The sequence below is a fragment of the Enterococcus sp. DIV0170 genome (assembly GCF_051710765.1).
Lineage (GTDB): Bacteria > Bacillota > Bacilli > Lactobacillales > Enterococcaceae > Enterococcus_A > Enterococcus_A raffinosus.
Genome location: NZ_JBIOLG010000002.1, coordinates 977,030 through 999,469, shown reverse-complemented (window position 1 = coordinate 999,469; position 22,440 = coordinate 977,030). Strand labels below are relative to the sequence as shown.

At 40.0% G+C, this 22,440-nt stretch carries 16 protein-coding genes; 15 read left to right on the top strand and 1 reads right to left on the bottom strand.

Annotation, left to right across the window (positions count from 1 at the left end):
• Positions 1-4 precede the first annotated feature (4 nt).
• The 8 genes from IGI50_RS20295 to IGI50_RS20260 all read left to right on the top strand — a co-directional run bounded on the left by IGI50_RS20295 (position 5) and on the right by IGI50_RS20260 (position 9,706).
• A complete protein-coding gene (locus IGI50_RS20295; protein ID WP_438778325.1) occupies positions 5-235 on the top strand; it encodes a hypothetical protein in 231 nt (76 codons plus the stop codon).
• A gap of 65 nt (positions 236-300) precedes the next feature.
• Positions 301-1,041 carry a winged helix-turn-helix domain-containing protein gene (locus IGI50_RS20290; protein ID WP_218257381.1) on the top strand — a complete coding sequence of 247 codons (741 nt, stop codon included), beginning with the start codon at positions 301-303 and terminating at the stop codon, positions 1,039-1,041.
• Between the two features lie 395 nt (positions 1,042-1,436).
• Positions 1,437-3,275, top strand: a complete 1,839-nt coding sequence (locus IGI50_RS20285; RefSeq protein WP_438778324.1) for a beta-glucoside-specific PTS transporter subunit IIABC — start codon at positions 1,437-1,439, stop codon at positions 3,273-3,275.
• A complete protein-coding gene (locus IGI50_RS20280; protein ID WP_438778323.1) occupies positions 3,275-4,729 on the top strand; it encodes a glycoside hydrolase family 1 protein in 1,455 nt (484 codons plus the stop codon). The genes IGI50_RS20285 and IGI50_RS20280 overlap by 1 nt, the downstream gene beginning before the upstream one ends.
• 10 nt (positions 4,730-4,739) lie before the next feature.
• Positions 4,740-5,600, top strand: a complete 861-nt coding sequence (locus IGI50_RS20275; RefSeq protein WP_438778322.1) for a PRD domain-containing protein — start codon at positions 4,740-4,742, stop codon at positions 5,598-5,600.
• A 408-nt stretch (positions 5,601-6,008) separates the two neighbouring features.
• Positions 6,009-7,418 carry a PTS transporter subunit EIIC gene (locus tag IGI50_RS20270; protein WP_438778321.1) on the top strand — a complete coding sequence of 470 codons (1,410 nt, stop codon included), beginning with the start codon at positions 6,009-6,011 and terminating at the stop codon, positions 7,416-7,418.
• A 41-nt stretch (positions 7,419-7,459) separates the two neighbouring features.
• Positions 7,460-8,845 carry a glycoside hydrolase family 1 protein gene (locus IGI50_RS20265; protein WP_438778320.1) on the top strand — a complete coding sequence of 462 codons (1,386 nt, stop codon included), beginning with the start codon at positions 7,460-7,462 and terminating at the stop codon, positions 8,843-8,845.
• A gap of 18 nt (positions 8,846-8,863) precedes the next feature.
• Positions 8,864-9,706 (top strand): histidine phosphatase family protein, encoded by an 843-nt coding sequence (locus IGI50_RS20260; protein WP_438778319.1) that lies wholly within the window; start codon positions 8,864-8,866, stop codon positions 9,704-9,706.
• A gap of 103 nt (positions 9,707-9,809) precedes the next feature.
• Here IGI50_RS20260 and IGI50_RS20255 read toward each other — a convergent pair whose 3' ends face one another.
• Positions 9,810-10,607, bottom strand: a complete 798-nt coding sequence (locus IGI50_RS20255; protein ID WP_218257377.1) for a MurR/RpiR family transcriptional regulator — start codon at positions 10,605-10,607, stop codon at positions 9,810-9,812.
• 178 nt (positions 10,608-10,785) lie between these two features.
• On the opposite strand from IGI50_RS20255, the gene IGI50_RS20250 reads away from it, so the two are divergent.
• The 7 genes from IGI50_RS20250 (at position 10,786) to IGI50_RS20220 (ending at position 22,181) form a co-directional block, all read left to right on the top strand.
• Positions 10,786-12,228: a sialate O-acetylesterase gene (locus tag IGI50_RS20250; RefSeq protein ID WP_438778318.1), complete on the top strand. Its 1,443-nt coding sequence runs from the start codon at positions 10,786-10,788 to the stop codon at positions 12,226-12,228.
• Between the two features lie 752 nt (positions 12,229-12,980).
• Positions 12,981-14,087: a tyrosine-type recombinase/integrase gene (locus IGI50_RS20245; RefSeq protein ID WP_438778317.1), complete on the top strand. Its 1,107-nt coding sequence runs from the start codon at positions 12,981-12,983 to the stop codon at positions 14,085-14,087.
• Positions 14,088-14,456: 369 nt separating this feature from the next.
• Entirely contained in the window at positions 14,457-15,140 is a 684-nt protein-coding gene (locus tag IGI50_RS20240) for a WxL domain-containing protein (protein WP_028020192.1), read from the top strand.
• A 68-nt stretch (positions 15,141-15,208) separates the two neighbouring features.
• A complete protein-coding gene (locus IGI50_RS20235) occupies positions 15,209-16,288 on the top strand; it encodes a DUF916 and DUF3324 domain-containing protein (RefSeq protein ID WP_438778316.1) in 1,080 nt (359 codons plus the stop codon).
• Entirely contained in the window at positions 16,278-16,667 is a 390-nt protein-coding gene (locus IGI50_RS20230; RefSeq protein WP_035019375.1) for a hypothetical protein, read from the top strand. Before IGI50_RS20235 ends, IGI50_RS20230 begins: the two co-directional genes overlap by 11 nt.
• Positions 16,660-21,153: a hypothetical protein gene (locus tag IGI50_RS20225; protein ID WP_438778315.1), complete on the top strand. Its 4,494-nt coding sequence runs from the start codon at positions 16,660-16,662 to the stop codon at positions 21,151-21,153. The genes IGI50_RS20230 and IGI50_RS20225 overlap by 8 nt, the downstream gene beginning before the upstream one ends.
• 356 nt (positions 21,154-21,509) lie before the next feature.
• Complete coding sequence (locus IGI50_RS20220) at positions 21,510-22,181, top strand: winged helix-turn-helix domain-containing protein (protein WP_438778314.1); 672 nt, start codon at positions 21,510-21,512, stop codon at positions 22,179-22,181.
• Positions 22,182-22,440: the final 259 nt, after the last annotated feature.

Genomic DNA, 22,440 nt, shown 5'->3' with positions numbered 1-22,440 from the left:
ATAAATGACGATTCCAGTATGGCTGGGAGTCTTCGGCGCGATTGCCTTAGGGGGATTGATCAGCTTCTTGTTGTTCTTCATCAAGGACAGTCGCTTACGCTTGGAGCATGGGAAGAAGTCGATGGTATTATTAGTCGATTGCGGCTTGTTGTTCATCATGCTGGTGGCGATCGGTGCGGCGATCTTCCTTTACCTTGATTGGCAAGCGCAGTTGAATTACTTTTTAGGAAATTAAAATGAGGGGAGTAAGTGGAATTTGCCACTTACTTCCTTTAAAAAATAGTTTTAGGAGGCAGATGAATGAAACCTATTTTGATTTTGACCAAGAATTTAGTCATTGAGCAACCCCTGCAGCAGCAGCTCCAACACCTGAATTACGAAGTCTTTTGTTCTGTGGACTTGTTGGAATGTTTAAAGTCCAGTGTCTATCAGGCAGAAGCTAAGCAGGAAGCCTTGAAGGGCTACCTGTTGAATTATCAGGCGGTCATCTTGAGTGAGACGCTGGCGGATTCTGAAATTCGTGAGCTGTTGCCGATCTTAAAGTCGGACAAACGGGCGTTGCTGCGAAAATCTGGCAATAAGCCCTCCGCAAGTGAAGAAGAGCATCTAAAGAAATTGGGTGTGGTGGATTGGTTGTCTGGCAATCAGTCGATTGATCTCTTACGCGAGCAGCTGTCAGAGAAGCTGGCACCGTATCAAAAGGATGAAACGAACATCGTGTTTCTCTATAAGAACGAGCAAGCCATGCCAAGCGGCAACCTTCTGCAATTGAAAAAGAGCCTGACTAAGCGAGAACAGACCATGCTGGATTGTCTGATTCGTTCAAAAGGCGGCGTGGTCTCAAGAGAAGAATTATGCGCACGTCTCTGGAACGAGGCACCGAATAATTCGCATCTTTCGCAAACTTCTGTCTTGATAAAGCGGATCAAGATGAAGCTGCAGATCGCAGGATTCGACCCAGAGATGCTGCAGACAATTTGGGGGAGCGGCTACATGTTGACACAAGGGGTGTTTGACAAGGATTACTTAGTCAAGGCTTAGCACAAGGGGGAGCTATTAACATAGGATAGGTTTTATTGGTCATCGGTTCATAGATACACAAAAAAATATAATTTTATGCGAGATAGCTGATAGATATTGGCGTCTCTTTTTTTTGTTGCTTTACTGCTAGTGTTGAGTGTTTTTCGTAAGGATATTCCTATGGATTTAGTGGAAGAGGCCTTTATTGAAGGGCTGTTTGCGTACTATCGATGCTTCGACTAAAAAAAGTTCCAAAAAAATGTTGACGGTTTCATTTTTCTGTGTTTATAATTAGGCAACTTAATAAAAGGCATGTAACTGTATTTGATTACAGGCATAACCGAATTGGATTTCCAAACAAATTGTTGGAGGTCTAGTTCGGTTTTTTTTATTAAAAAAATCAGGAGGTTGTTAAAATGGATGAAAAAAAAGTAGCGGTTGAGATCCTGGACGCGGTTGGTGGCCCGTCGAATATTTCTCATTTGGAGCATTGCTCTACACGATTGAGATTCACTATAGTGAAGGATGAACTGGTTGATGTAGAAAAAATCAAAAAAATTCCAGGGGTGCTTGGAGTAAACCAGACAGCTCAAACGCAGATTATCATCGGTAATGCCGTGATTGAAGTTTATAATGAGCTGCAAGAGATGATCAAAGGGAAAACGTCAACAACAGAAGAAAAGAAAAATCAGAAGCCTTCAGCTGTTGTTCTCGACTTTGTCATCAGTATTTTCCAACCATTGATTCCAGCTATTGCCGGTGGAGGGATCTTGAAATCAGTATTGATGCTCTTGAATCTAGTCGGTGTATTAGATAAAACAACATCAACCTATCAGATTCTTACTTTTGTGGGAGATGCGCCGCTGTACTTCTTACCCATGCTAGTTGCGATTACGACTGCCAATAAAATGAAGGTGAACAATTTAGTCGCTGTTTCAGCGATTGGTGGTTTATTGATTCCGGGTCTGACCACCATGTTAACAGAAGGAACAAGCTTGTTCGGATTGTCCCTGCAAAATATCAATTACGCGTATCAAGTGTTCCCAGCTATTTTATGTACGATTTCTTATGCGTATCTTGAACGCTTCTTTACGAAGATCAGTCCAAAAGTGATCAGAAGCTTCTTTGTTCCGATGATGTCACTTGTTATTGTTGTTCCATTAACATTATTCATTCTTGGACCAATCGGCTATACCTTTGGTCAAGGCTTCGCAAGTGTTATCATGGCTGTCTTTGCTCGTTTTGGCTGGATTGCCGTTGCCTTACTGGCGGCATTCTTACCATTCATGGTAGTCACAGGGATGCATAAAGCGATGATCCCATATGTGATTACTTCTCTTGGAGAAACAGGGAAAGAATTGATCTATAATGCGGCATCATTGGCGCATAACATTGCAGAATCTGGTGCCTGCTTTGCAGTGACACTCCGTTCTAAAGATAAAGAAATGAAAGCTACGGCAGTATCGGCAGCTATTTCTGCCCTATTTGGAATCACAGAACCTGCGCTATACGGGGTAACGATCTTACACAAACGCGTCTTATACAGTGTTATGCTAGGAAGTCTGATCGGCGGAGCGACAGTCGGCATACTTGGCGTAGAAGCGTATGTAGCGGTTGGACCTGGTCTTGCCAGTTTGTCAATGTTCATATCCGATGAGCTTCCTAGAAACTTAATGAATGCGGTGATCGGATTAGTCGTCTCATTTGCGGCATCTTTTATCGCAGCCTTTGTTTTATGGAAAGAGCCAGTAAGTGATTTGGAAGAAGAAAACGTTGAAAAAAATGAAAATGAACTCGTTTTTAACGCACCATTGGCTGGTAAAGTCTTGCCTTTATCAGAGGTGAAGGATGACGTTTTTTCTAGCAAGATGTTGGGTGACGGTGTGGCGATCGTTCCTTCTAAAGGCGAGCTATTCGCTCCTATCGATGGAGTCATTGAAATGGTGTACAGCACAAAGCATGCATTAGGGTTGAAAACAGCGGATGGGGTGGAAATTCTCTTCCATATCGGCATTGATACAGTGAACCTGGAAGGAAAATACTTCACGAGCTATGTTCAAGAAGGGCAGAAAGTTAGTCAAGGCGACCTGTTGCTTTCCTTTGAGTTAGAAAAAATTATCGAGTCAGGATTTGATCCGACCACGATGATTATTGTCACAAATCCGAAAAATGTAAAACTAAAAATCAGTGAACAAGAAGAAGTAAGTAAGGAATTACCTTTATTTGCGATTGATAGATTGGGGATGGAGAATTAATGAGTTTTAAGGAAAATTTTTTGTGGGGCGGCGCGATTGCGGCCAATCAAGTCGAGGGAGCTTGGGATGTCGATGGCAAAGGGCTGTCTGTGGCGGATGTAGCAAGCTATAAGCCAAAAGTAGATGTGAAAGACTATTCGGCGCACCATACGATTACGACAGCAATTATCGAAAAGGCCAAAAGCGATAAAACGACAGAATACTACCCTAAAAGAAGAGGAATCGACTTCTATCATAGATATGAGGAAGATATCGAGCTTTTCGCGGAGATGGGCTTTAGAACATTACGGTTATCAATTGCTTGGACAAGACTTTTCCCCACGGGTGAAGAAGAAAAACCAAATCAGCTGGGCATTGATTATTATAAGAAAGTCTTTGAACAGCTAAAGAAATACAAGATTGAACCGATTGTTACGCTGTCTCATTATGAAATGCCTTTGGAATTATCGGACAAATACAATGGCTGGGTAGACCGCAAGCTGGTAGAGCTATTCGTGAAATTTTCGGAAGTCTGCTTTAAAGAATTCGGTGAGTATGTCAAGTATTGGTTGACCTTCAATGAAGTAGATAGTGTGGGAAGACATCCATTCACCACAGCGGGAATCGTGGAGGATAAGTGTGAGGGTTATTCTTATGAAGAGGCGATCTATCAGGCTTTACATCATCAATATGTAGCGGCGGCTATTGCTACTAAGAAATGTCATGAGCTTATTCCAGGCAGTCAAATGGGCTGTATGCTGACAAAATTGACGACATATCCTAATACGTGTAATCCAGAGGATGTGTTATTGTCCTTAAATAGCAATTTAGACAATCATTCTCATGCGGATATTCAAGTATTAGGCGAATACCCACCGTTATACAAGAAATATTTAGAAATTAAAGGAATTGAACTCAAAAAAGAACCAAATGATGATAAACTCTTAAAAGAAAATACCGCCGATTATTTAGCCTTTAGTTACTATATGTCCCGAACAGAGTCAGCAGATACTTCAAAAGAACGAGCAGCCGGAAATACGGTCATGGGTGTGAAAAATCCATACCTTCCTTCGACGGATTGGGGCTGGCAAATTGATCCAATAGGATTAAAAATCTCTCTACTTGAACTTTACGATCGTTATCGAGTGCCATTGATTATTGTTGAAAACGGCATGGGTGCCAAGGATGAACTGACAGAGGATAAGAAGGTGCATGATGACTATCGTATTAGCTATCTTAAGCAGCATATCCAACAAATGAAGGAAGCTGTCGAGCTGGGTGTCGATCTATTTGGCTACACAAGCTGGGCGCCGATTGATCTAGTCAGTGCCTCAACTTCTCAAATCAGTAAAAGATATGGCTATATCTATGTGGATCAAGATGATCTAGGGAACGGGACTCAAGAACGATACAAAAAAGATTCTTTTTATTGGTACAAGAAGGTTATTGAAACAAATGGTGAAGAGTTAGGATAGGAGCTTCGGTATGAAAATCAAAAAAGTATTGAATGCAAATACGATTTTGGCTGAAGATGAAGAACACCAAGAATATGTCTTTTTTGGAAAAGGGATTGGTTATGGAAGAAAAATCGGCCAACAGGTAGAACAAGATGTGATTAATAAAGTCTTTATTCCGGTAGAAAATTCTCAAATACAGGAATATGTGAAGCTGCTGGAATCCATCCCGCCAATCTTTTTAGAAATCACCCAAAGCATTGTGGAAAAGGCAGAAGAAGGTTTGGATAGTAAGCTGAATTCCAGTGTCTATTTCACCTTGAGTGATCACTTAAACTTTGCGATCGAACGCCAAAAAAATGATGTGCAAATTATGAATCGTGTGTTCTGGGAAATAAAAAACTATTACCCAAAAGAGTTTGAAGTAGGAACCTATGCGTTAAAAGTCTTGAAAAAGCGATTAGGCGTAGTCTTGCCAGAAGAGGAAGCAGCGAACATTGCCTTCCATATCATTAATGCCCAAAGCAGTGATTACACCAATCGTAAAGGGATGGAGTATGCGAAGTTAGTTTCGGGTATTTCAGACATTGTTCGGTATGAGCTAGGGATTGAATTTGATAAAAGCGATATTCATTACCAGCGATTCTTAACCCATTTAAAATTTTTTGTGGAACGCTATTTTGAAGAGAAAATGCTGGTGGAGGAGGACCGATCCTTTTTTGAACAGATAGCGACACTTTACCCCAAGGCACTCACGATTGCCTTTACAGCGAAGGACTATGTCGAGCTGCTGCACAAAACACCGATTACAAAAGAAGAGGTCGCTTATTTGACCGTCCATATCAATCGCTTAATGAATAGCGAGGCGATTGATCAGTCAAAATCTGAATAGGTTCAAAATAAAAAATGATTTCATGAGAGACAGCCTAAAAATCGGCGTCTCTTTTTTTGTTTAGAAGAGCTTTTTTAGAATAGTATTTTTTTTGATAAAGAAAGAAGTCCAGTCCTCTAGATGTTTGTAATTAATTACATGTTTGAGATTAATGCAGATAAAAATTTCAAAATCTATTGACAACCAATCTGGAAACCGCTATCATGAAAATGTAATATATTTCATGTGTTTTCGATATTAAGTAATAAGTTTCTAAAATGACGAAAGGAGTTTACATCTGAGCAAAGTGTTTTTCGATGAAAAAGGGTTTATGTCGGCGGCTTAGGTTCGGTAAAAGGTATACGAAAACAAGTAAATGCACTTATTTTTCAACTAATTGAATGATAAATATGGAAAGGATAATGAACAATGAAATATGAAGAATTGGCACGTACGATCGTGCAAAATGTTGGGGGAAAAGAGAACGTTATTGACCTGAGTCATTGTATGACTCGCCTTCGATTCAAATTAAAGGATGAAGGGAAAGCGAATACGGGTATCTTAAAACGTACTGATGGAGTAGTATCTGTGGTTCAAAGCGGTGGACAATATCAAGTGGTTATTGGAAATTCTGTTGGCGATGTTTATAACGATATCAACACCATTTTTACTATTAATGAAGAAAAAAGTGTCGACGATACAAAAAAAGAAAACAAGAACGCCTCGATTTTCGACCGTTTCATTGATCTAGTTTCGGGCGTGTTTACCCCAACCTTAGGTATTTTAGCTGCAACTGGGATGATCAAGGGATTAAGTACGGTATTTGTAGCGACTGGGTTATTAACCATGACTTCTGGAACCTATCAGATTCTAACGGTTATCGGAGATTGTTTCTTTTATTTTTTCCCAGTGTTCTTAGGCTATACAGCAGCACAAAAATTTAAGGGAAATGTTCTTATTGGTATGGCGATTGGGACATCAATGGTTTATCCGACACTCGCTGGAATCATGGCGGAAAAACCACTTTATACTTTATTTTCTGGAACAATAATTGAATCGCCTGTTCATTTGACCTTCTTAGGTATACCAGTCATCTTGATGAGCTATGCGTCAAGTGTTATTCCGATTATTATCGCTACTTGGATTGCTGCTAAAGTGGAAGGTAGACTGAAAAAAATGGTCCCTGATGTTGTGAAATCCTTCTTCGTACCTGCTGGAACACTGTTGATCGTCATTCCATTAACTTTCATCATTATTGGACCGATCGCAACATGGGCTTCACAGCTCTTTGGCGCAGGAACACAAGCTTTGTATAACCTGAGCCCAGTCGTTACTTCTGCTGTATTAGCAGGTGTGATGCAGATTTGTACGATCTTTGGAATCCATTGGGGGATCGTTCCGATCACGTTGAATAATTTGGCGGTCCTCGGCTATGATATGACGATTCCAGCGACGACCATCGGGATATTTGGTCAGGTTGGAGCAGTTTTGGCAGTTATGTTGAAAACGAAGGATAAGAAATTGAAGGCGCTGACCTACCCAGCGTTTATCTCTGGGATTTTTGGAGTTACAGAGCCAGCGATTTATGGAATTAATTTACCTAGAAGAAGACCATTTATTCTAGGATGTGTTAGTGCTGTTGTCGGCGGATTGATTGTTGGTTTGATGGGGACAAAAGGCTATGCGCTGATCGCAGGAATCTTCTTGCTGCCAAGTGTCATCGGGCCAAATGGAATCGATCAAGGATTTTATGGATTAGTGATTGGAATTATCGTCACTCTTGTTCTATCTTTTGGTCTTGTCTATTTCTTCTGGAAAGAGGATGAAGAAGTTGCTTAACCGATAGGAACAAATTGTATTCGAAATTGAGGAGAATGATTATGACTACATTTAAAGAGAATTTTATGTGGGGAGGCTCTGTCTCAAGTATGCAGACTGAAGGTGCTTGGGATGAGGATGGAAAAGGTCTCACTGTATACGATACAAAAAAGAAACGAACGTATGCAAAAACGTCATCTGATTGGGAAAACGGCATAGACTTTTATCATCACTATAAAGAAGACATCGCACTATTTGCTGAAATGGGCTTCAATTCGTATCGCTTTTCAATAAGCTGGGCGCGCATTTTACCTGATGGTGAAGGAAAGGTAAATCAAGCAGGCTTGGACTTCTATGAGCGCGTGATCGATGAATTGCTCGCTCATCAGATTGAACCGATCGTTTGTTTGTATCATTTTGACCTGCCAGATGCGTTGGCTGAAAAATATGGGGGCTGGCAATCGAGAAAAGTTTTAGAAGCTTATCAGGAATATGCGGAAGTCGTTATCAAACATTTTGGTAAAAAAGTGAATTACTATATCCCCATCAATGAGCAAAATGTCGCCTATACATTGACGAGCGATCTATTACCAGCGGGTATTGACCCTAAAGAATTGGCGAAGTATGAAGCACAGGCGCAGCATCATTCATTCTTGGCTTCAGCATCAGTGAAGCACTTAGTCAAAGCGTTTGCCCCTCATGCAAAGGTAGGGGGGATGGTCGCCTTCTCTCCATTCTATCCAGAAACCTGTAATCCTGATGCGATCTTGAGTGCACAAATTGCAAATCGTAGAATGACCTATCAATCAACGGATGTTTTTGTTTATGGGGAATACCCGCAAGATTTGCTTCATGATTGGGAGAAAAATGGGATTATGCCAGAAATCACTGCTGGAGATAAACAGTATCTAAAAGAAGGAGTGGTAGACTTTTTACCATTTAGCTATTATCAAAGCGCAATGGCTAAAACAGGTGCAGATATTACCGTTAATTCTTTTTTAGATTCTTTTCTAGATGGTACACAACCGAAAAATGAGTTTTTGGGTGTGAGTGAATGGGGTTGGATCATTGATCCAAAGGGATTACGATTAGCGGCAAAGGAACTGTATGATCGTTACAAAATACCCGTATTCACAGTGGAGTGTGGGATTGGAGTCAAAGAAAGCTTGAATGACGATCTAACTGTTGCAGATGATTATCGAATTGATTATTTGCGGGATCATGTTGAACAGCTGAAATTGGCAGTCGCTGAGGACGGCGTTGATTTGATGGGCTTTCTTACCTGGGGACCTATCGATATCCTCAGCTCACAAGGAGAAATGAAGAAACGCTATGGCTTTATTTATGTAAATCGCGATGAAACAGATCTAATGGACTTAAAGCGATACAAAAAGAAAAGCTTCAATTGGTTTAAGCAAGTAATTGAGAGTAATGGGGAAACACTGTAGCTGTGAAAGGAGAAACGAATGAATCTAGCCAAAAAAATTATTATTGGTCTATTATCCATAGGGATACTGTCCGGTTGTTCGTCTAGTGGAGAAAGTACGGGTTCTACTGAGGTACCATCAACAGAGAGGGAAGAAGTCACGGTTTATTTCACCCGACACGGAAAAACAATGTTGAATACAACTGGAAGATCACAAGGGTGGAGTGACTCGCCATTAACACCAGCAGGCATTGAAGTGGCGGAGGATGTTGGCAAAGGGATTGGGGATACTATTAAGTTCGACAAAGTATATAGCAGCGACAGCGGACGTGCTATTGAAACAGCCGAAATTATTATGGATAATGCAGGGCAAAATGAAAAGGTTCTCAAGGACAAACGTCTACGTGAGTTCAACTTCGGTACCTTTGAAGCCACGTCAGGTGCAGAATCGGTAAAAGCGATTGCCGAGAGAAAGAATCTTTCTGCAGATGAATATACAAAAAAAGCAGCGAATGAAGGTGGCGGCTATACAGGGTTCATTAAAGAACTCTCAGATGATCTAGCGGAGATCGACAAAGAAAATGTTCAAGAAGATAGTAACTGGCCGGCTGAAGATTATGAAACAGTTGCGAAGCGTTCTACTGAAGCATTGAAGGAGATCGTAAACAAAGCAAGTGAAAATGGCGATGAATCAATTTTAATTGTTTCTCACGGAATGACTTTAGCGACACTGCTAAATGAACTAGATGCGAGTGTCTCTAGTAAAATTCCAATGTCTGGGTTAGAAAATGCAAGTATTTCAAAAGCTATCTATCATGACGGAAAATGGAGAGTAGAATCAGTCAATGATATGAGTTATGCAGAAAAAGGGGCGAAGAATTAGCAGCTATTCAAGTAAACGAATAAGAAAAATTGTTTAAAAGAATTCGTTGGATTTTCTTCAATAAAGACCGTAAAAAACAAATTCGCGTTTTTTACGGTCTTTTCTAATCCATCATTTGTTCTCGTTGGTCGCTTACCCAATTATAATAGTAAGAGATGATTTCAGAAAATAGAAATAGCTCAAAGCGAACATCTAATTGTCTCAAAGAACCGTCATCTCTTAAGTAAGTTGAAGCGGCTGGTAAAACAAAGGTTTTCGTTGCTTGATCAGCAATTTCAGCGTCTTTATTCATTGTGATTAGGATAGTTTTTGCTCCCGCCGAATTTGCGGCTTCTATTAACTCACTGTAGAGAGCCATGCCTGTTACAGAGTAAATGATGTAGACCCAATCTTTTTTTATCGTTTGACTCAAATAATGCATCTGTGTCTCTGTAGTGATCGCTTCATAGAAAACGCCTTGAGAGTATAATGAATAAACGAGTTGTTGTGCGGCCAAACCAGTATTATCAAAGCCCACACATTTTACATCCTGTGAATCCATCATCCACTCGACGACCTCAATAAGGTCCTTCTCCATATTTTCTTTTTTTAATTTGGCAAAGGAGCGTTCATAGGTACCAATAATTTCTTGAAATAAGGAATGTTTAACAGGCGTTTCTTCCTGCTTTTTCTCTGTTACAAATGCATCCAAGGCTAACTTAAATTCAGGATATCCGCTATAACCGATTTTTTTGATTGCTCGTAAAACTGTTGGTGAACTAACATCAAAGCGATTCGCCATATCGTGAATAGAGAGTCCGACAAATTTTGGCGGGTCCGCCATGATATTTTCAAAAATCTTTTTATCTGTTTTTGACATCTTAGTATAGTGAATCGTGATTGCTTCTTCAATGTTTTGCATTGATTGTACCGCCTTTCTTCGTCTTCCTAAAACTATCGTAACAATAAAAGTAACAAATTTCAAACTGAATATAGATGTAGAAACATGTTTCAACCCGACTTGACAGAAACAATAGAAAACGTATTGCTAAGAAAAACAATCCATCATTATAATTTTAAATAAAAAGGAATTGAGAACTATGTTAAAAATGAATCCATTAGTTACTGACAATGCGGTTTTTCAAGCAGAAAAGAATCATATTGTTGGTGGCAGAACATTACCAAATCAGACAATCAAGCTAATTGCAGACACCTTGATTTTGGAAGGACGGAGCAATCACAAAGGTGAGTTTTCATTTATCTTACCTCCGCAAGATTATGGAACCTCTATGAGGATACGAATTATTGCAGAAGAAGAATCAAAAGAATTTTCAGTGCAATATGGGGACGTATTTCTCTTCGCCGGGCAATCAAATATGCAATATACAATGGCAGAGGAAAAGCATTTTTTAGAAGAGCGCTCAAGTATCAGTGATGAAAAAATCTTTTTTCACGTAGTAGATACGCCTGAGTATGAGCTCAAAATAGAAGAAGCACATGGCAACTGGCAAAAACTGACTTCTGACAATTTGGGTGAACTATCAGCGATCGCTTATTACTCAATGAAAGAGCATAAGAAGAATCATCCCGATCGAATTATTGGAATCGTTGTATGCAGTAAAGGGGGGACGAGTGCTAGTTGTTGGATCAGCGAGGAAGATCTGACGGAGGAAGCAGTGCTGAATGAAGAGATCATGAGTCCTTTTTCTAAAGCAATAGAGGGTCGAAATAAAAAAAGCTTTGACGAGGAATTCAAGGAATATATTCAATCCTATCAACAGTATTCGGAAAAAAGAGCTATGTGGATAAGAGAGCATCCTGAGTTGACCTTAGGAGAAATTAAACAACAGATCGGTCATTCTCCTTGGCCACCACCAGCAAATCCCTATCTCTTCAATCGGCCTGGAGGGTTATATCAAACAATGTTTAAACGAATTGCGCCCTTCAGCTTTTCAGCAGTCATCTGGTATCAGGGAGAAGAGGACACCGCTAAAGGACATCTTTATTCCGTCCTGCTTAATCGATTGATTCATCGCTGGCGCAAGGATTTAATGGAACAAGTTCCCTTCTATATCATCCAGCTTCCTTTGTGTCAGGATAAACCTCAGCATGATTGGGCGACTGTGAGACAGGCCCAAGCGCAAGCGATTCAAGATTTGGACAGTCTCTTTTTAATCACAGGACTTGATTGTGGTGAAGTAGATGATATTCATCCGAAAGAAAAAGCTCTTTTGGGACAAAGAGTGGGTGAGATAGTAGACAAGGTATATTATCCTAGCGCGCCTGTCGCAAAAATTGCTGATTGGTGTGAAACGGGACTCAGTATTGAGGTAGAATACGCCAATTCACTCGAATTGCAGGATCATCAAATTTTCGAACTTGATACATCCATTAAAAAGCTAACTTTGGAGAAAAACAAAATTTTCATTGAAACAACCTCAAGCAGTCATAAAATTTCTTATGCTTGGGAGAATGCACCCGATGTAGTTCTTTTTAATGAAGTAGGTTATCCCGTCGCTCCATTTCGTTTTGAAAGACCATAAGCGGAAATTCTCTAAGAAAAAGCGGTTAAAAGAAATGGACAGAAGCTTACCTTAGGGTATGGATTTTTTGCTGAAAATTGAAGAGAAAAAAATCCTAGGAAACCATTCATTGATCATGACATATGGGGAAGTCAAAAATTTATAATCTTGTATGAGACAGCCGGTAACAATCGGCGTCTCTTTTTTTATACCCGTTCCCAATAGTATGAATAGCACGCTCGCTTTTCTGAAGAAGGTCAGATTAATAAATAATTATAAATTAAACCATCATTATTTTGGTATATCCATCGGATATGCCTTTTTTATTTGTCGAAAATAAAGTTTTATCTATATACATCTACGATTATTTTGTAAACCAACGATAAGTTTTCACACGGTATATTACTAGACATACATAGCGTTAGTAAGAATAAACGGACCAATGAATACATAAAAAGTATCCCCTCAAATATGAGGAGATACTTTTTAAGCTGAAACTTACCTAAGTAATAATTATAATGAAAAATTTCTTAGTATTGTTAAAACCAAGTGAAAAAGTTAAGTTTAAAAAACGAAAATCAGATTATTTTTAACTGTCGACGTAATTATAAGTTAATTAAAGTCACATTTCAATGTTTTTTTGGCGAAAAGTTATTAAAGTTCATTTTTTGCTAAATAAAAAGTATCGGTATATACAATGAACAATTAAAAAACGGAGAAAAGACCCTATATATAGAGCGTCAATTTCGCCGTCAAAGAAAAGGGGAAATCGTATGCGCAGAGGAGAGAATATCTATCGAAGAAAGGATGGTCGTTGGGAAGGTCGGTATCGAAAAGGTCGTAAGGCTAATGGACAAGTAAAGTATGGCTATGTGTATGGTCGATCATTGCAAGAAGTACGTATGAAGCTCTATCCATTGAAGGTTCGCTATCAAAGCATTCAAAATACACAGGGAGAGCTGTGTATCCCACTGCAGGAGTGGGGGAATCAATGGCTGCTGCAAATCCAATCCAGCGTCAAGCCTGCTACATTTGCCAATTACCAATACAAATTAACGAAGTATGTCTTTCCCTTTTTGGGAAGTCAGCAGTTAAATGAATTAACCTCAAAGGATGGTCAAGAAATGGTCCAACAGTGGAGCCGTCGGGGGTTGAAGGTCTCTACGATGAAAGTGATCCTACAAATAGTGTGTCAGTGCTTGAACCGAGCAATAAAAATGATGTATTTGAAGGAAAATCCATTTACTTTTATTCAATTGCCAAAGGAGAAGAAAAGAAAAATTCCAGCATTGTCAAAAAAAGAGCAGCAGCGATTGGAAAAATCCGCTCTAAAGGAAGGTGGAGTACGAGGGCTACCAACGTACTTAGCATTATACACAGGCTTAAGAATCGGGGAAATCGCCGCTTTACGCTGGTCGGATATTGATTTTGAGCGAAATGTGATTCAAGTGAGCCACACCTATCAAAGGCTCGCGTTATCAGTCGGGAAACGAAAAACACAACTACTCTATGACACGGCTAAGACAGAGGCGGCTGTTCGTATCATTCCTTTTGGGTCAAAGCTAAGGAAGCTGTTGCTTCAACAAAAAAGAAACGCGAAGAGTCGGTATGTTTTTTCCCATAAGAATCATCCTATCGAACCGCGTTTGCTAACGTATCACTTTCATCGGTTGCGTGAACAAGCAGGGATCAAGGGCATTCACTTTCATCAATTGCGCCACACATTTGCGACACGTTGCTTGGAAGCACAAAGCGATATCTTATCTGTGAGTGCGATGTTGGGGCATACTTCTACACGGTTGACGCTAGACACGTATGCGGATTCCATGATTGAGCAGCGAGTCCAAGTGGTCTATCAAATGGAGAAACTCTTACATTAGTTTGTTAACCAATAACAAAAAAATTTTAAAAAAGGCAATATTCGGGCAGAGCTTTTTTTAAAATTCGTGAAAGCGCTTACTTGTTTATTGTTGAAATGCGAGCGATTCTTTTTATAGTAGATAGAGCTATCGATCATTCGTGAAGGGTTATCGCGGTCTCATTTACCGTCAACTTCCGTCAGGCATCTCCTCTAATGTGTTTATCTATCAGTGTTTTTGACTTCTACCTTGGTTTTAACAAAACCAAGTGAAAAGTAAACGAATGGAGATAGCGTATCAGTATCACGGATCTATTTTAACAGAAAGTCATCTATTTGCTAAAACAGAAACTTTTCTTTCTGTTTAGAATAAAAAAAGGAGTGTTTTTTAATGAAAGATTTGAAAGGAAAATTAGTCGTTAGTTTAGCTAGCCTATCCGTTCTGGGTTTGGCATTTGCTGGGAGCATAGGAGGATTTGCGGATACGTTGGACACACCAGTACGGGTTCAATTTGAGGCAGAGGGGCTTATTCCTAACCCCAACCCAGATCCGGATGAATTACAATTGCGCTTTGTTCCAAACCTTGTCGATTTTGGTAATACACATACTGCTGGAAATGCACTGACACAATCAATCGGCACAAGCGGAAAGTATGTTGCGTTATATGATGGAAGAGATACTGCTCTTACAAATAATGAGTGGACATTATCTGCCAGTGCTTCTAACTTAACCAACCCAGTCGCTCCTGCACAAGTGATCAACTCAGGGAAGATCAAAGTTGCAGTAGGAAGTATGAAAGATTGGGGCGCGCCTAGTGCTCCTACTTCTGCGAATACAACAACCAATGCCGCAAATATTACTGTAGGCAGTGGCATCACAGCAGGTGTTGCGGAGTTAGCCTTGGATGGAACGACTACTGAGTTAGCGAAGACGGACTCAAGTATTAGTGATCATGGTTATGCGTTGCCAATCGATTCAATGACATTAGAATTGGCTGCCGGCGATTCAAATACTGCGTTTGCCGGACAATCATTCCAAGGAAATATCACTTGGGCGTTAACTGATTCATTCTAATTACTTTACTGAGTGAAAGAGAAGAGGATTGTTCTCTTCTCTTTCTTTTATTTAAGGAGAACCATTAAATGAAAAAAAAGCTTCTCATAAAAGATCTTTTATTTCTAGTTAAAAAGAGTTTTTGTTGTTTATTGATAGTTTCCAGTTGTTTTCTATTCAGCACTGTGAGTTTAGCAGAAGAAGCGGGGAGCTCGGGGGAAAAAGCAACACAACCTGAAAATGATGTAGGCTTTGCGGTAGAGCCTGTACAAACTGCTACACAAATCGATTCTCAAAAGGGCTTTTATTTTATTAAGGTTGAACCGAATCAGCCGCAAGAACTATCGATAAAAATCAGGAGTACAAACGTCGCGCCAGCAACTGTCAGTATCTATGTAAAAAATGCGTATACCAATCAAAACGGTTCGATTGATTACGATAGTGATGACTATGAAAGAGATGCCACTTTGACAGATTCTGTCGAAGAATTAACGTCCGTTTCCGAGAAAGAGGTAACCGTCAAAAATTATGAAGAGAAAATTGTAACAATTAGTGTTAATCCTCCCAATGAAAAATTTTCAGGGGTTAAAGGGGGAACGATTTGCATCATGAAAGCTGATTCGTCAGAAGAAAAAGAAGGACTGAGTTCCACGTTTGGATATCGTATCGGATTACTGCTTACGGAAGACTCAGAAGTTTATGATGATGGCTCTTCCTTGAACCTCTTAAAAGTCCGTTCCACAGTGCATCAGGGGAAGCGGGTGATCCAAGCTCGAATGCAAAATCCTGAACCAAAAGTATTGAAAGATTTAATGATTGAGACCAAATTATACAAAAAGGGCAGCCGTGAGGTAATTAAGAAGAGAACAGCCAATAATATGCGAATGGCACCAAATTCTCAATTTGATTTTTCAACGAATTGGGGGATTGATCCGATCAAAAGCGGCACATATACTCTCCAAGTGCGTGCACAGTCAGGGACAAATACATGGGAATGGAAAAAAGACTTTACTATTGGAGAAAAGCAAGCGAAAAAGATCAACGAGGAAGCGAGCTTTACGATTACCTTCCCGGAATGGGTACCGCTTGTCACTATTTTGATAGGAGTGGTTAGCATTATCTTGATAGGTTGCCTTTATGTGCGGAGTAAAAAATGGAATGTACCTTAAAAAATCTCAAAAAGAAGGTGAAGAGATGAAAAAAAAGAGAATGGCAATTTCTTTCTTCATTGGGATAATAATTAGCCTCGTTCTTTTTATAGACCCTATAAAGTCTTGTGCCACTAGTACAACGATGACAATCACTTTTTCTAGTCAAGAAAGAGAGAGAGAGGGTGAGTCAACGACTGATCTACCATTGATTAAACATACAAGAGAAAAAAAGAGAGATGAATCTTTTTTAGCCTATTCAGGTCAGCGAAGATTGCCCACCACTGGGGAAGAATATAATAGTGTTCTGTCTTGTCTAGGATGGACAACATTCCTATTTACTTTGCTCTTTTTCTTCATTGGCAATTATGAACGAAGAAGGAGGGATGGATGTGAATAAAAAATGGGTTTCATTTTTTATGTTCGTAGGCTTTTTATCTAGTACGGTGATTCATCCGGCGATTAGTATAGCCGTTTCACAGGGGACACAGAACTCCCAGAGTCAAACAGAAGCCTCTACTAATACGCTGACGACTATGTCTAGTGATGTGCTGGGAGCGCCAAACGAAACAGCAGATTCTGAGGAAGAACCAATTGTCGAAGCGCAGGAGCAAGAGATTTATGCAGAGAAAAACTATGATGAGCGGGATTTATCAAAAAAAGATGAAGAAAATGGTTCACAACCGTTTGTCCAAGCAGAAATAGATCAGAAAGGGCTAAGTGGAGAAATTCAACGAAGCTCTGAATCCTCCGATGAGTCAACAACAATCATTAAAAAAATGGTTTTGCAGGCTAAAGAGGAAAACACCGAATGGCATGAAGTGAAGGAATTTGAGGCTGGACAGAATCATGTCTTAAATGAGCAGGCTTTCCACTTTGAGTATAGTGATCTTTCAGAAGATAAAAATTATCGATTTATTTTGGACTATGTGATAGAAGAATTGGCCGAAGAGCAATCCCTAGTACGCACAATTCATAAAGGACACAGTCTTTTAGAGCAAGACGAACGATCCGATAATGAGTACCAAACTGAAGAGGAAGAAGCAAGTGATAAAAAAGTTCAAATGGCGACACCAGCATCGCAGAATGAAGGTGAAGACGAGACACCGACTCTTATTGGTCCGCGAGCAGTAAGTGATGTAGTATATAATGGGCAATATTATAATAAGGCATATGCGAATGTCACAATATCTGGGATAACTTCTAGAACAGCTACTATTAAATATCTTCGTCATAAATATGAAGATGCAGGTTCTACGCGTTATGCGGTATGGAGTACTGATCCTAATCGAATTAAAAATTTATGCGCCAATACATCTAGTGTTTCTCTCGGAATACCCAAAGATTTGTGGCTACAGTTGAAGGGTGAAGGAACTAATGTGGTCACACCGTGGATAAATAATCATACAGGTGGAGCCTCAACACCGTCAGCTTATTGGGGAGGAACAATGACAAATCTAAAACCAAACACAACATATTATGTTTGGCTTTTTAAAACCTATGAGGGTGGGGGACCAGCACCTGGACGAGCGGAATTTTATCATCCTCAAGAGACTTCCTCCGTTGATTCAAAAGGTATTTATTCTCCCTATACATTTAAGACAGATTCAGCGGTATCATTATCTATCGCTGCTCCGACTTTTACACAAGCAAGTGCGACTCACAACACGATTCCAATGGTTGGAAAGAACTACACTGGAGATATTTTCCAAACGAGTGGACAAGGGAAAGTGCAGGTAACTTCAAACGATGGAACAACCGTTCAAGATAAGGTGACAAACTTAGGTCATACAATTTCTCAAGGGGGAACCTACAACAGTGCTACTGTGTCGGGATTAACTGCAGGAACACGATATAAGGGAAGAACGGCGATAAAAGACTATGAAGGAACATGGCGTTATTCTCCATGGAGCGGGTATTTTTACACTGCTAATACAGTGAATCAACCTGCAGCTCCAACGCTGAATACACCAAGTGCAGCAAATAACGCAACAGCACAAGTGAGTGCTACCTATAATGTTGGAGATGTGGCAGCACATCCTACATCGACGGATATTCAGATCAGTACTAATAACTCGACTTGGACAACAATTACAGCGGATACAACCCCAGCAATTACGAACAGAGTTTTTAATACTAGTAGCAAAAGTGTAAGTTTTACCCTGTCAAAGCTCAATGCTAGAACAAAGTATTATGTGCGCTATCGTGTTCGAAATGCCAGTAATGTGTGGTCAGGCTATTCAACTGCTCGGGAATTTACCACGGGAGCAATGACATTATCTATTGGAACCCCGACATTCACGCAGACAACAGCCACCCATAATGCCATTTATATGACGGGAACGACCTATACGGGAGATATTTTCCAAACGAGTGGGCAAGGAAAAGTGCAAGTAACTTCTGATGATGGAGCGACGGTTCAGGATAAGGTGACGAATTTAACGCACACTGTTTCTCGAGGAGGAACCTATCACAATGTAACAGTACCTAACTTAGTTGCTGGAACAAGGTATAAAGGTAGAGTTGCCATCAAGGATTATGGCGGAACGTGGAGATATTCAGCATGGAGTGCGTATTTTTATACCGCAAATACAGTCAATCAGCCCGCAGTTCCAACCCTGAATACGCCAACGGCTGCGAACAATGCAACAGCTCAAGTGAGCGCTACTTATAATGTAGGGAACGTAGCTGCTCATCCAACATCAACGGATATTCAGATCAGTACCAACAATTCGACTTGGACAACAATTACAGCGGATACCACGCCAGCAATTACAAACAGAGTCTTTGATACTGGAAATAAAAGTGTGAGCTTTACCCTATCAAAGCTCAACTCTAAAACGAAGTACTATGTACGTTATCGTGTACGAAATGCCAGTAATATTTGGTCCGGCTATTCAACATCTCGTGAATTTACGACAAAAGGGGTCCCGTTAACTTATATATCTAACCCGACCTTTAGCTATACGACTTCAGCAAAAAAAATGATTTTGAATGAAGGAAGCTATAACGGTGATATATATGGTGGAGCAACTAATGGGCAGCAAGGAATGCATGTGAAAAACGATGCTGGTGCATGGGTTAGCGTACGCGGAGGTAGTGTGCATCATGAAATACCGTACGGCAGTGGAAAATATGCTGCTGGTGGCTATACATTACCCGATGAATTGATGCCAGGAACTCAGTATCGTTCCCACATATTTATTCGTGATACTGATAATGTGTGGCAAGAATCTTGGCGCTTGAACAATAATACCTATTCCTACTTTTATACAAAAAATGAAGTGGATGGTGTTACCAATGTCACCTATACACCGGCACAAACAGCATCAAGTGCCAGCGCATCAATGGTCGGAGTCTATAAAGTATCCGACTACTCGCAAGGGCAAGCGCACCCGAAAGAATCGGGGGTTACTGATGGTTATGATGGTCAAAAAGGTGTAGATATTCGTATACGTTCTTCCCAAGATACTAATTACACGTCTTGGAAAAGTGTAAAAGCAATAGGAACAGTTGGCTCGCCCATTACTGTTACTTCGCTGACTATTAATTCGACAAGTAAACGGGTTGAATTCACACTCGGACATATGGAAGCAAACACTACGTATGAAGTACAGTATCGTGTGAAAAATGATAGCAATCAATGGTCTGAGTATTCTAGTGTTGTATCCATTCGAACATACGGGATCGCTCTACAAATCTCACCACCTGTTTTCGATCAAGCGACTGCCACAGCAACAAGTATTCAATTGAAGCAAGGGACTTACAGTGGAGATATTTCACAAACATCAAATGATGGGGTCATTTTTACTGAATCCTATAATAACGGAACCAATGACAAAGACTGGACCGCACGGGTGAATAATCTACAACACACCACCACAACAAACGGAACGTACGCTGCCACGATGGTGAACGGCTTGACTCCTGGAACTCGTTACAGAGGGTGGGTGCAACTCAAAAACTTCGAAGGGACTGTTGTTGGACCGATAGGGCAACCGGCCGGTGCTGCAAACGAATATTTCTATACGAAAAATACTGTCTCCAGTTTAAGTATGCCTACATTAAATACACCTGTAGCGGAAAATGAGGCGACCGCTGAATTTTCAGTGGATTATCAAGCCGCGGGCGATCATCCAGATCAACCTGCAGCCCATCCAAGTAAGGTAAAGGTGTATTTAAGCACCAATGGTGTAGATTTTTCTGAAGTCAGCACTCAGTCGAGTTCTCCATCAATCGATACGTATAATTTTGATACAACGAATAAAAAAGCAACTGTGAAAATCAAGAACTTGATCGCCGGACAATCGTATCATGTGAAGTGCAGTGTTGTTAATCAGGGAGGCGAGTCTGAACAAACCCCTACACGAGCATTTACTACCAATCAACGACAGGCGGGTTTTTATATTTCAGAAACACCGACCTTTAACTTCGGTGTTCAATCGGTCAGTTCAAACGTGATAGCCACGGGATTGTCAACTGCTCAAGGAACCGCTGATTTTGGAATAAAGATGGAAAATGTAGGAATAAATTCTAACTGGTCTTTTGCGGCTCGCGTCGCTTCATTACAAACACAGGATGGGAGTAATCAAGAGCTAACAGGCGCACAGCTTTCCTTCGAGAAACAGTTGCAGCACACAACAGATGGTATGAATTGGCAGCCGATAACTCAAGATTTTGAAGGATTGTCTGAACCAACGGCGAGCCTCCCTGCCAATGATACGACGACTCAATTATGGAAGTCGACGAGTATTGCTGCAGGGCAAGGGAAATTTAGAACAATGATTGGCTTTGAGTCTGTCAAGCTGTCTATTCCGGGAAACGTGGCTCAAAAAGGCGCGTTTTACGAAGGGAAGATAGAATGGTTAATGGTAAATGAACCTTAGTAGTTATTCTCTATTTCCCACAAGGAGTATTTTTTCTTTTTATAAATTAGGAATGGTGAGAGTGTTTTTCTCACCATTCCTGAAAGGATGACAAGATTGGGACGCTATAGTTGGATGATCATTTTAACAATAATAGGCATGATCAGCTTAATTGTTTTTTTCTATTTCATATTCAGAGATATGAAACAAATACAGGCACGGAAACTCTCTAAAATGTACTATCTTTTAGATTTGTCATTACTGATTGTTGTTGTTGTATGTGTAATTTTAGCTGTTTACTTATTTTTTGATATACAAAATCAAATTCGAATACTAGAGGAGATTCTGTGAGGTGATAAAAAATTCGAATACTATTATTGACTCATAATATTTTAAATGAACAATCCATACAGCAAAATCTACAGAAGTTTAATTACGAAGTATTTGTCTCAAAAACAATGTTTGACATGCTTTTACACGAAGAAGATCCCTGGAACATTTCTTTTTACCAACTGATTATCCTTAGTGAATCCTTATCGAATAAAGAATTAGAAGTGATCGTCCCGAAATTAAAGGAACGGCGCGCTGTAATTTTTCGGAAATACGTATGTGAGCCCTTGAATAAAGAAAAAGATGCGGCAAAAGCATTGGAAATCGATCGCTGGATATCACGAGAAATTGGAATAGATACTTTAAGGGAATTGATCAGTGAGTGCGCGGTAATGAGTACTACTGAACCTAGTGACTATCTATCTAAAGAAACGTTTGAAGGGCTCATCATGGATTTCACTAAGAATCAAAAAAAATACTTTTTAACATTGTATGAAGCAGATTCTTCTCTCGTCTCACGAAAAGAGCTTTGTCAGTCTATCTGGGGCGTCGAACCTACACGATCCAATTTGGCGCAGCTTTCTGTTTTAACGAAAGCTCTACGCCAGAAACTCATGAATAAAGGCTTTCCATCAGATACTATTGAGACAGTCTGGGGAAAAGGCTATCATTTGAACAAGAAATTTTATCACATGTATCCTAAGTCTCAGCAGTCATGACCATCAGGCAGTGTCTTCTGGATAGAAATAGTGATGAGTCATATGAAAAAAGAAGAACCCTCGATAATCATTTTTTGATTTTCGAGGGTTCTTTTACGTTTACCTGCCAGTCTGCTTATCACTTGAGAGGATTTGAAGGCTCGCTTTTTCGTTGTGAGGAAAATGATGTGTAATCGGCGAGACTAATGAAAGAAAAACGTTTATGAAGCTTATGTTGAGGGAAAATCTCATCTATCAATAAAGGATAGTTCCTTTTTGA